This window comes from Acidobacteriota bacterium, assembly GCA_026393755.1.
GTDB lineage: Bacteria > Acidobacteriota > Vicinamibacteria > Vicinamibacterales > JAKQTR01 > JBAXOX01.
In genome coordinates this window covers 15,903-27,499 of sequence record JAPKZO010000036.1, presented here as the reverse complement: position 1 = coordinate 27,499, position 11,597 = coordinate 15,903, and the positions used below count along the sequence as shown (strand labels likewise).

The following is an 11,597-nucleotide window of genomic DNA, read 5'->3' as shown; positions in this document are numbered from 1 at the left end:
GGCGCTTCAGACTTGTTGCGACCGTTGCGCGCTCCCCGATCGTCGGCGCATCAGCCAGTACACCGGTCCGCCCAGGGCGAACAGCACCAGGCCCCACAGCGAGGCTTCGCGGCCGGCGCCGACAATGGCCCACAACGAATAGAGCCCGGCAAACAGGCCGACGGCGGCCAACCCCGCGGTGCCGCGCCTGGCCTCTCCAAGACGGCCCAGCCACTGGAGGCGAAGGAGCGCCAGGCAGCAGACCAGATACATCACGAGGCACGCCGTTGTCGAAAGCAGCACCATGAAGGTGAACACCTTCACCGTCGTCTCGTTGGCGTTCAGCAGCACGAGGATGGTGACGAGCACGCTGCCGAAGACGAGCGCAAATACGGGCGTGTTCCTGCGCGAGGCCCTGGCAAAGACCTTCGGGAAGACACCGTCCTTGGCCATCACGTGCGGCACTTCGCCCTGCAGCAGAATCCACCCGGCCAGGGCGCCAAAGCCGCTGACTGCGGCCGCCAGCGCGATAACTGTGGCACCGGCCTGACCCCAGAACATCCGGGCCACGTCGGCGAAGGGAGCGTTGGAGGACGCGAGTTGGCTGGTGGGAAGCAGAATCAGGACGGTGCTGCACGACACCACGTAGACGAGGGCCGTGAACACGGTGCCAATCATGGTCGCCCGCGGAATCGTGCGCTCCGGGTTCTCGACCTTGCCGTCGGGGATGGTGGCCGACTCCAGACCCAGCATTCCCCACAGCGTCAGCGTGGCCGACGCCGTCACAGCGCTGACAGAGAACGGAACCGCGGCGTTCAGCGTCAGGCTGTTCAGCTTGACGGCAAAGAGCCCGACGGCGGAGATGGCCAGCAGCGGAATGACCTTCAGCACGGTGGTCACGCCCTGCACCCATCCCGCCGAGCGCACCCCGATGCAGTTCACCGCTGTCAGGAGCCACAGAAACACCAGGACGACAGCCGCGCTGACATGCGGGTCCGACGCAATGCGCGGGATGAAGGGCACGAGATAGCTGACGCTCCCCGTGGCAATCGCCGCATTTCCCACCCACACGCTGATCCAGTAACCCCAGGCAATAAGAAACGCCGGCATCGGACCGAAAGCCGCATGCGTGTACGCATACGGCCCGCCCCCTTTGGGAAACGCCCGGCTCAAGCGGGAGAAGACAACCGCGAGGGCAATGCCAGCGGCGGCGGTGAAAAACCAGGCGACGACGCTGTTCAAGCCGTAGGGGGCAAGCGAGGCTGGCAGCAGGAAGACGCCGGAGCCGATCATGTTGCCCATCACGAGGGCGATCGACATCCAGAGGCCCAGTTTTCTGACGGAAGGGGGTTTCGCCACCATCACATCTCCATGAAGAACAGACGCGAACATTGACAAGAGATGAGGCCCGGGTGGATCTTACACGGATATGTCCGCGTTGAGGGCCGAGCGGCACAGCGTTCTGCACAGCTGGTGCGTCCAGGCGGACTGGGACGCCCCCACCATCGTCGGCGGACGCGGCGCGCGTTTCTGGGATCAAGACGGCCGCATCCTGGTGGACATGAGCAGCCTGTCCGAGTGCATGAATCTCGGGCATCAGCATCCAGGCGTCGTTGCGGCCATCCAGGCGCAGGCGGCAACACTCTGCTATACGTCGGCCGCGTGGGGCGCTGAGCCGCGGGCGCGCCTGGCCGAGCGCCTGCTCGAGAAATCAGGATTCGAGGGCGGACGGGTGTTCTTTACACTCGGTGGCGCCGACGCCAACGAACACGCGGTGAAGTTCGCTCGACTGGCCTCCGGCTATCCTCTCGGCCTCATCATCACCCGGGATCGCGGCTACCACGGCGCCAGCTACGCGGCGATGGCCTTCAGCGGAGACAGCCGCACGGTGGCTCAAACGGACCCGACGCGGTACGGCGTCGTCCACGTGCCGCCTCCATACGCTTACCGCTGTCCTTTCAATTCCACATCAGAAGCCGACTGCGGAACCAGGGCCGCGGCGTCGGTCGGACGGACAATTGACGAGCACGAGGGCGCATCCGCCGTTCTGATGGAGCCCAACGCCGGCACCAATGGCATCGTCGCGCCGGATACGTTCTGGCCGGCCCTCCGGGAGGAAACACGGCGGCGCGGCGTCTACCTCATCGCCGATGAAGTGATGAGCGGCTTCGGCCGCTGCGGTGAGTGGTTCGCCTGGCAGCGGTACGGCGAGGCGGGACGGCCGGATCTGATGACGCTCGCGAAAGGACTGACCGGCGCGCACATCCCGCTTGCCGCCGTCGTGCTCTCGGCGGAGGTGGCCGCGAAGCTCGAGCGCCAGATGCTCGAGACGGGTCTCACCTACTGCGGCCATCCTCTTTCGTGTGCGGCCGGTGTCGCCGCAATCCAGGCGTACGAAGAAGAAGGACTCATCGAGCGATCCCGGAGCCTCGGGGCGTGGATGTTCGAGGCGCTTCGGGCGATGCAGACCAGGCACGCGGTCATCGGCGACGTGCGTGGAGGTCACGGCCTCTTTGCAGTGCTGGAGCTCGTGAAAGATCGAGCCACGCGGGAACCGCTGCGTCCGTGGCCGGAGGTTCACCCGGCGCTCAAGTCGCTCGTCGGCCGGGGCCGGGCCGCGGGTGTGTCGTTCGCAATCCGCGGCAACCTGATCGTGCTCGCACCGCCGCTCGTCATCACGGAAACGGAACTGGGCGACGCCCTCGCCGTTCTGGATCGCCTCATTGCGGAGTCGGACTGGTCATGACGTTCAAACTCACCTATTCGACGATGTTCAATCCGCCGGAGGAGATGCACGAGCGCTTCGAGGCGGCTCTCGCGGAGGTGCGGGCCCGGCTGGGCGCCACCCACGCGTTGTATATCGACGGGCGCGATGTCGCCGCCGCCAGAACGTACGCGAACTACAGCCCGATCGACGATCGTCTGCTGCTGGGCCATTTCCCGCTCGGCGATGCTGCCGACGTGGAGCGCGCCATGTCTGCCGCAAGGCACGCGTTCGATGGCTGGCGGACCACGCCGACAAGCGATCGGCTCGCGCTGGTCCGCCGCGCCGCGGCGCTCATCGAGGAACGCGTGTATCAGCTTGGCGCCGCCATCTCTCTCGAGGTCGGCAAGAACCGGATGGAGTCGCTCGGCGAGACCCAGGAGACGGCGGATTTCTTCCGGGGCTACGCGGATGAATTCGAGCGACATCACGGCTTCGATCACGTGATGCCGGACGACCCGTTGCCTGATTTCCGATCCCACAACAGAAGCGTGCTGAAGCCTCACGGCGTCTGGGCCGTGATCACGCCCTTCAACTATCCGCTCGCGCTGGCGGGCGGCCCCGTGGCCGCTGCCCTCGTCACCGGCAACACCGTTGTCCTCAAGGGCGCGACCGATACGCCATGGACCGGGCGCCTGCTGGCGGATTGTCTTCGCGACGCGGGCTTCCCGCCGGGCGTATTCAACTACCTGAGCGGGCCAGGTTCCGTGGTCGGCGAGGCCATCATCCACCACGCCGATCTGGCCGGCGTCACCATCACCGGCTCGGCCGAAGTGGGCATGAAGATCTACCGCCTGATGGGTGCCGGCGCCTGGCCGCGCCCGTGCATCGCCGAGATGGGCGGAAAGAACCCCTGCGTGGTGACCAGACACGGCGACCTCGATCGAGCGGCAATCGGCATCGTCCGTTCCGCCTTCGGCATGTGCGGCCAGAAGTGCTCGGCGCTGTCCCGCGTCTATGTGGAGTCGGGTGTGGCAGACGCCCTGATCGAACGCGTGGTCGAGAACACGAAGGCGTTGTGCGTCGGCGATCCCACGAAGCGGAAGAACTGGCTGGGGCCTGTCATCTCGGCGGGGGCAGCGAAGAACTTCGAGCGCTATTGCGCCGAACTCCGGACCGGCGGAGGACGCATTCTCACCGGCGGCGTCCGTCTTTCGGAGGGCGATCTTGCGCGCGGGTTCTTTGTGGCGCCCACCGTCGCGGAGGCTCCGCACGATCATCCCCTCTTCAAGGAAGAGATGTTCCAGCCCATCCTCATGGTCAACCGCGTGAAGGATCTGGACGAGGCATTGAGGCGCGCGAACGACACGACGCTGGGCCTTACCGCCGGCGTCTACGGCAGCAATGAGGAGGTCGCCACGTTCCTCGATCGTATCGAAGCCGGCGTGACGTACGTGAATCGGCCGCAGGGCGCGACCACCGGGGCGTGGCCAGGCTACCAGTCATTCGGGGGCTGGAAGGGATCCGGCTCGACCGGCAAAGCCATCGGTTCTTACTACTACCTGCCCCAGTACATGCGGGAACAATCCCAGACGGTGGTGGAGTAGCCATGCCCGTTCTCGGCCTCAAAGAAGCGCTCGCCTTGCACGTGCACGACGGGCAGAGCGTCGCGCTGGAAGGCTTCACGCATCTCATCCCGTTCGCCGCCGGTCACGAGCTCATCCGGCAGGGGCGGAAGGATCTCCATCTGATTCGGATGACGCCGGACCTCATCTACGATCAGATGATCGGCGCCGGCTGCGCCCGCGCTCTCACGTTCTCCTGGGGCGGAAACCCGGGCGTCGGATCGCTCCACAGACTTCGCGACGCCGTGGAGAACGGCTGGCCCGCGCCGCTGGAGATCACCGAGCACTCTCATGCCGGCCTCGCGGCCGCCTACACCGCCGGAGCCTCGCACCTGCCGTTCGGGATGCTGCGCGGGTACATCGGCACGGACCTGGCCGCCATCAATCCCGCCATTCGCAGCGTCACCTGCCCTTACACCGGAGAAGAGATTGCCACGGTCGCTGCCGTCAATCCTGATGTCACGATCCTGCACGCACAGAAGGCGGATCGACACGGCAACGTGCTCGTGCGGGGCATCGTCGGCGCGCAGAAGGAGGCTGGGCTCGCCGCGAAGACGCTCATCGTTTCGGTCGAAGAGATCGTCGACGAACTCGAGGCTCCGATGAACGCGATCGTGCTGCCCCACTGGGTGGTCACAGCCGTCGCGTGTGTTCCCGGCGGTGCCTATCCGTCTTACGCCCAGGGGTACTATTCGCGGGATAACGCTTTCTATCTGGCCTGGGATGACATCGCCCGCGATCGGGCGCGGTTCACCGAGTGGATCAATCGGCACGTGAGGGGAACCGAGGATCATGCGGAGTTCCTGCGCTCCGTCCGAATGGCGGAGGCGTGAGATGACCGACTCCAGAGCGTTCACCGCGGACGAGATGATGACGGTGGCCTCGGCGCGGCTGTTGTGGGACGGCTGCGTGTGCTTCGTGGGCATCGGTTTGCCGTCGGCGGCGGCGAATCTCGCGCGCTTCACGCAGGCGCCGAACATCGTGCTCATTTACGAATCGGGCACCGTTGGCGCGCGGCCTAACGTGCTGCCGCTTTCCATCGGCGATGGCGAGCTTGCCGACACCGCCACGGCTGTCGTCCCGCTTCCCGAGATCTTCGCCTACTGGCTGCAGGCTGGTCGGATCGATGTGGGCTTTCTGGGTGCGGCACAGATTGACCGCTTCGGCAATCTCAACAGCACCGTCATCGGCGACTATGCCAGGCCCAAGACCCGGCTGCCCGGAGGCGGCGGCGCTCCAGAGATCGCGACCAGCGCCAGACAGGTGTTCGTCGTGCTCAAGCAGTCTGCGCGCTCGTTCGTGCCGGCACTGGACTTTCGCAGCAGCGCCGGCTTTCTGAGCGGCCATGGTTCGCGCGCCCGATCCGGCGCACGCGGGGACGGGCCTCAGGTCATCATTACCGACATTGGGGTGCTCAAACCCGAGGCGGGAAGCGACGAGCTTCAGTTCGTGGCGCGCTACGAGCACACGACCGTGGGACAGGCCGTGAAGGCAACCGGCTGGCCGTTGAAGGTAGCCGACCGTGTGGACGTCGTTGCCCCGCCGACCGACGATGAGCTGAGGATCCTGAGGGATTTGCACGAACGTACGCGCCTGGCGCACAGCAGACCTGTTGCGCTCCCGATCTGATTGGAAGCCGCCATCCGTCGAGTCTCGACACCCGATCGATGATGAATTGAGAAAGGCCACTATGAAAAAGGTCTCCGTGCTGTGCCTGTGTGTCTTCGTGGCTGGCGCCGCGCCGGCTCAGCGTTTCACCGGCTACACCATTGCGTCGACCGCGCGGGAGGCCGAGATCGAGCGGACGCTCAAGTCGCTGCCGTCGCCCGAGAGCGTGCGCACGTTCCACCGTTATCTCACCGCCGAGCCACACCCGGCCGGGTCCGAGCGGAACTTCGAACTGGCGCGTTATGTCGCCGACGCGTGGAAGCGTCAGGGCTGGCAGGATGTCACCATTCACCGCTACGACGTCTACAACTCCTCGCCCCGCCAGATCACGCTGGAGATGGTGGAACCCGTGCGCTACACCGCCGGGCTGCGCGAAGCGGCCTACGACGTCGATCCGGATACGAAGAACCCGCGCGTCAGCGGAGGCTATCTCGCCATGTCGGCGTCGGGCGAGGTGACGGCTCCGCTGGTGTATGCGCGCGGCGGCAATCCTGAGGACTATGACCTGTTGCAGAAGCAGGGCATCGACGTTCGCGGCAAGGTGGTGATTGTCCGCTACTCGAATCCGTACAGCTACCGCGGGTTCAAAGCGCTGACCGCCGAGAGGCGCGGTGCGGCCGCGCTCATCATCTACTCCGATCCGGCCGAAGATGGTTTCACGAAGGGCGCGGTCTTTCCCGATGGCCCCTGGGGGCCGGAGACGCACCTCCAGCGGGGCGCGATCACGTACGACTTCATCGTGCCCGGGGATCCGCTGACGCCTGGATGGGCCTCGACCGAGGGCGCTCGCCGCATCAAGCCTGAAGAGGCGCAGTCGGTGCCGAAGATCATGGCGACCGTGATGTCGTGGCACGACGCGAAGCCGCTGCTCGAGCAGATGGACGGCCCCGAGGCCCCGAAGGAGTGGCAGGGGGGCCTGCCGATCACCTATCGGCTCGGCGGCGGGCGGGTGAAGGTCCACCTCAAGGTGGACATGGACAACAGCGTCAAACCCAACTACGTCGTCGAGGCGCGTCTGCGCGGCACCGACGTGCCGGACGAGTGGGTGCTCCTCGGCAATCACCGCGACGCGTGGGAGTTCGGCGGCGTGGATCCCTCGAGCGGCACCGCGTCCATGCTGGAGCTGACGCGCGCGCTCGGCGAAATGGCGAAGAACGGGACACGGCCGCGTCGCACGCTTGTCGTCTGCAGCTGGGACGGCGAGGAAGTCGGCCTCACCGGTTCGACCGAATGGGGCGAGCAGTTCGCCGCCGACCTCGCACGCAAGCTCGTCGCCTACATCAACGTCGACTCGTCGGCGTCGGGCCCGAACTTCCAGGGCAGTGCGGTGGGCTCGCTGGCGCCGCTGCTGGTCGAGGTCAGCCGCACGCTCGACGATCCGGCCGGCACGTCGCTGTACGACGCGTGGAAGAAGTCGGCTGCGACGGACTCCGCGCGATTCGCGGCCACCGGCGGTGGCGAGCGCAAGGCGGCCGTAGACGATGAGTCGCTGGTGGACACGCGAATCGGCAGCGGCTCCGACCACACCGTGTTCCTGAATGCACTCGGGCGGCCCGTTGTCGGCCTGACGTTCGACGGGCCGTATGGCGTGTATCACTCGGTGTACGACGACTACTTCTGGATCAATCACTTCGGCGATCCCGGCTACCGCTATCACACGCTGATGTCGCAGCTCTGGGGCGTGCTCGCGCTGCGGCTGGCCAACGCCGACGTCCTGCCCCTCGACTTCGGTTTCTACGGCCGCGACATCGCGAAGTTCTTGAAGGAACTATGCGGGGCCGGCGTTCCGTCTGGCACGGCTGGCGGCGCAACGTCGGTTGGGTGCCGCGCTGGAGAACTGGATCTCGGTCCCGCGATCGCTGCAGCGGAGGGGTTTGCCGCCGCGGGCCGCGAGCTGAAGCAGGCTATTGACGTGGCGCTCGCCGCCGGCCCGCTCGACCAGAAGAAGGCCGCCGCGCTGAACAGGCGCATCCTGGATGTGGAAGCAAACTGGCTGTCCCCGGAGGGCATCCCCGGCCGCCCGTGGTTCAAGCACATGATCTACGCCGCGCGCTACACGTACGCGCATCTCGAACTGCCCGGCATCACCGAGGCGGTTGAGAAGCAGGATTGGACGACCGCCCGTGCCGAGACAGCGAAGCTCGTGCACGCCCTTGCCAGGAACACCACGCTTGTCGGCGACGCTGTCGTGAATCTGAAAAACCCGTGACGTCAGAGGAGCCAAAGTTCCGGCGGTTTTCTGATGACCTGCTCGTCCCGCTAGTCCTGCAGGACGCTGAGAAGGCCACGATGGACCGTCAGTCCGGCTTCACTGCTGTAATCGATGAAGCCGAGCTTCCTGAACCTGTTCATGAACACGTTGATCCGCGACCGGGTCGTGCCGACCATCTGCGCCAGGTGTTCCTGATTGATGCCGGCCACGACCGTTTCGGTCGTGCTGTCCTTCCCAAAATGCGACAGCAGCAGGAGCATCCGAGCCAGGCGCTTCTCGCTGGAGTTGAACATCTGGTCGATCAGATCCGCTTCGTACCGGACGAGTCGGGAAAGCAGATGCGTGACAAAAGTCTCCGCGAGTCCCGGCTCTTCGTGGAGCATTCGTGCCAGGGTCGGCTTCTCAAACCTGGTTAGCGTGCAGTCTCCCACGGAAGTCGCCGTGACCACGCGCGACGGCTGACCGGCGAGGCATCCTTCCCCGAAGAACTGACCGGAACCGAGCGTCGCGACAATCGCTTCCTTGCCGCCCTGTGTGGTCGCCGCGAGCCTCACCTTGCCTCGCAGGAGCAAGTACAGGGAATCCGCAGGCTGTCCCTGCATGAAGATCGTGTGGTTGTCGCCGCATTCCAACGCGGTCTTGCCCCTGGAGCTTTGAGTCAGAAGGCCTTCCCATCCGACTGGTGCGTTCTTCGTCGTCACCACGACGGTCGCCTCCGGCTCGTCGACGGGCACACGTCGTGCCCGAGCGCCAATGGGCAATCGGATCGGCCGAACCAACGTCTTCTTGCCTGCTGCCACCTATGACCCCTGCTGTCTGAGGTCAAGTCCAAAGAGCACCTTGTTCAGATCCGACATGTCGCCAACGAGCCTTCGAAGCGGGAGCGGGAGCCGCTTGATGAGCGTCGGTACCGCCACAATCTGTTCGTTTCTGGCCAGATTCGCATGCTCGTGAATGTCGATGACTTCGAGGTCATACCGGCCATTCAAGTGCTCCTCACAGACCCGCTTCATGTTCTCGATCGCCAGCTTTGACTTCAATGTGGATCGGCTGACATACAAACGCAGAACGTAGTGGGGCTCGCGGGCCTTGGACTTCGTCGGGAGTTTCTTCATACAGACATTTCCGAGCCGGGCTAGTCAACCGGCTGCAGAGCCAGACCCACCAGCACACGATCGGTGTTGGACAGGTCTCCAATGATCTTTCGCACTTGCTGCGGAAGCTTGATTTCCAGGGTTGGAATGGCGACGATCTGGTTGCCGCGCGCCATCTCCGGATGCTCCAGCAGGTCGATCACTTCTATCTGATAGCGGCCCTTCAAGTGCTTTTCACACAGCACGTTGAGGTTGGCAAAGGCGCAAATCGACTTGGGTGTCTGGCCCGCTACGTAGAGTCTCAGCTTCCACGCCTTCGGTCCTGGTGGCTTCGCCCCTCGATGGACGGGGGCCGGCTTGAGGCTTTCGAAGGCGGCCTTACTGGGCCGCGCCCGCGTCTTGATCCTGGTGGTCGCCATTCAGCGTTTCCGCGCGGCTGGCGCGCTCCCCACCTTCTTGTAGGCAGAGGTGTCGGCTTCCCGGCTGCGCACCATCTGCCCGCGGTCCTGCAACAGTTCCGCGTCGAGTAATTTCGATTCGGCGATGCTCTGTTGAATGATCTCTTCTTCCACTTCAAACTCCGCCCGGAGCATGGTCATGCGGGCTTCGAAGATCTGGCGCTTGCGGTCCAGTTCGCGCCCGCGGCCCTGCAGTTGCTGGCTGCGGAATGTGCTTGCGGCTTTCTCGCGCCCTTCCTGTGACATCCGGGCGGAACCGGTCAGCACGCCCTCGGGCCCGAGGTACACGTCCAGCATGCGGAGGCCGTCGTTGGTGAGCACGAATTCGCGAATCTGGTTGGAATGCTCCATGCCTCGCGATTTCAGCACGTAGAGCGCGCGGTTCCGCTCTCCCCCGACCTCAACGGCTTTCAGCAGGAGCCAGGTGTCCATGAGGGAGGAGACGTCCGCCTCGCTCGCTTCCAGGTCGCCGCCTGCCGCTGTCAAACTGGCGAATATCGCCGTGATCTCCTGCGTCTTCAGAAAATCGACCAGCCGCGTGAGCATGGACCGCACTTCGTTCAGGGTGCTGACCATGAGCAGATTGGTAATCGGGTCCACCACCACGATGCTGGGCTTGAAGGCGGAGATTTGTTTGTGGGTCACTAACAGGACTTCTTCGATTCCCCCGTAGGTGGGACGCGCCGCATGGAATTGCAGGAGCCCTTTGCTGACCCAGGGTTCGAGGTCGATGCCGATCGAACGCATATTGCGAATGACCTGCTTGGGCGATTCCTCGAAAGCAAAATATAAACAGCGCTCGCCGCGGCGGCAGGCCGCATCCACGAAATGTGCCGCCACGCTCGTCTTGCCGGTGCCGGAGGTGCCGGACATCAGAATGCTGCTGCCCCGATAGAAGCCCTTGCCGCCCATCATGCCGTCGAGCCGGTCGATACCCGTCGAGATGCGTTCGGCGGGCGCCGCATGGTCCAGGCCCAGCGAGGAAATCGGCAGGACCGAAATGCCGTGCTCATCAATGAGGAAGGGGTACTCGTTCGTGCCGTGAGTCGATCCGCGGTACTTGACGATGCGCAGGCGCCGGGTCGAGATCTCCTCCCGAATACGATGGTCCAGGACGATCACGCAATCTGAAACGAACTCCTCAATGCCGTGCCGGGTCAGCTTGTCGGGCCGGTCCCGCTCGGCGGTAATGACCGTGGTGAGTCCCTGGTCCTTGAGCCAGCCGAACAGGCGGCGGATTTCGGCGCGCAGGATACCCGGGTTCGGCAACTCGCTGAACAGCGCTTCAATGGTGTCCAGGACGACTCGCCGAGCCCCGACCCTCTTGACGGCATCGGCAATGCGAATAAACAAACCGTCGAGGTCATATTCCCCGGTTTCCGCAATCTCGCTTCGCGAAATGTGCACGTGGTCCAGGAAGAGCTTCTTGTCGGCCACGAGCCCGTGCAGATCAAAGCCCAGGGAAGCGGCGTTCTTGGCCAGGTCCGGGATTGTCTCCTCGAACGAGATGAACACGCCGGTTTCGCCGTATTGCGTGGCGCCCCGAACCAGGAACTCCAGTCCGAACATCGTCTTTCCGGAGCCGGCGCCTCCGCTGACCAGCGTGGGCCGTCCGCATGGCAACCCTCCCCCGGTGATTTCGTCCAGACCCTGGATGCCCGTGAGGGCCTTCGGGAGCGTCAGGGAAGATGGTGGCCTTGTCTTCGTCTTTTGTGTCATTCAGTTTGTCCTGGCCCGGGCGATCGGCGCGCCATGCGAGCCTTGAGGTTTCGCAATTCCAGCCGGCGACCGGCGACGGTTGTCTCGGTGGCGGTCAAGAGCACTCTGAGGTGCATTTGAGCCACCAGGTCACGCTCG

10 protein-coding genes are annotated in these 11,597 nt (G+C 64.7%); 5 read left to right on the top strand and 5 right to left on the bottom strand.

Going from position 1 to position 11,597, the window contains the following annotated elements:
* Positions 1-6 precede the first annotated feature (6 nt).
* Positions 7-1,341, bottom strand: a complete 1,335-nt coding sequence (locus tag NTV05_15475; GenBank protein MCX6545799.1) for an amino acid permease — start codon at positions 1,339-1,341, stop codon at positions 7-9.
* Between the two features lie 67 nt (positions 1,342-1,408).
* Here NTV05_15475 and NTV05_15470 point away from each other — a divergent pair, with 67 nt between their 5' ends.
* The 5 genes from NTV05_15470 to NTV05_15450 all read left to right on the top strand — a co-directional run bounded on the left by NTV05_15470 (position 1,409) and on the right by NTV05_15450 (position 8,185).
* A complete protein-coding gene (locus tag NTV05_15470) occupies positions 1,409-2,725 on the top strand; it encodes an aminotransferase class III-fold pyridoxal phosphate-dependent enzyme (GenBank protein MCX6545798.1) in 1,317 nt (438 codons plus the stop codon).
* The gene (locus NTV05_15465) at positions 2,722-4,290 is read left to right on the top strand and encodes an aldehyde dehydrogenase family protein (protein ID MCX6545797.1); all 1,569 of its coding nucleotides are present in this window, start codon (positions 2,722-2,724) and stop codon (positions 4,288-4,290) included. Before NTV05_15470 ends, NTV05_15465 begins: the two co-directional genes overlap by 4 nt.
* 2 nt (positions 4,291-4,292) lie before the next feature.
* Entirely contained in the window at positions 4,293-5,141 is an 849-nt protein-coding gene (locus NTV05_15460; protein ID MCX6545796.1) for a CoA transferase subunit A, read from the top strand.
* Between the two features lies 1 nt (position 5,142).
* On the top strand, positions 5,143-5,937 hold the full coding sequence (locus NTV05_15455) for a CoA-transferase subunit beta (GenBank protein MCX6545795.1): 795 nt from the start codon (positions 5,143-5,145) through the stop codon (positions 5,935-5,937).
* A gap of 61 nt (positions 5,938-5,998) precedes the next feature.
* Positions 5,999-8,185, top strand: coding sequence for a M28 family peptidase (locus tag NTV05_15450; protein ID MCX6545794.1), 2,187 nt, complete (start codon positions 5,999-6,001; stop codon positions 8,183-8,185).
* A 50-nt stretch (positions 8,186-8,235) separates the two neighbouring features.
* Here NTV05_15450 and NTV05_15445 read toward each other — a convergent pair whose 3' ends face one another.
* Genes NTV05_15445 through kaiC form a run of 4 tightly spaced genes read right to left on the bottom strand, consistent with a single transcriptional unit; the run spans position 8,236 to position 11,459 of the window.
* Entirely contained in the window at positions 8,236-8,988 is a 753-nt protein-coding gene (locus NTV05_15445; GenBank protein MCX6545793.1) for a Crp/Fnr family transcriptional regulator, read from the bottom strand.
* Positions 8,989-9,303, bottom strand: a complete 315-nt coding sequence (locus tag NTV05_15440) for a circadian clock KaiB family protein (protein ID MCX6545792.1) — start codon at positions 9,301-9,303, stop codon at positions 8,989-8,991.
* 20 nt (positions 9,304-9,323) lie between these two features.
* Complete coding sequence (locus NTV05_15435; protein MCX6545791.1) at positions 9,324-9,701, bottom strand: circadian clock KaiB family protein; 378 nt, start codon at positions 9,699-9,701, stop codon at positions 9,324-9,326.
* The gene (gene kaiC / locus NTV05_15430; protein ID MCX6545790.1) at positions 9,702-11,459 is read right to left on the bottom strand and encodes a circadian clock protein KaiC; all 1,758 of its coding nucleotides are present in this window, start codon (positions 11,457-11,459) and stop codon (positions 9,702-9,704) included.
* Between the last annotated feature and the right edge of the window lie 138 nt (positions 11,460-11,597).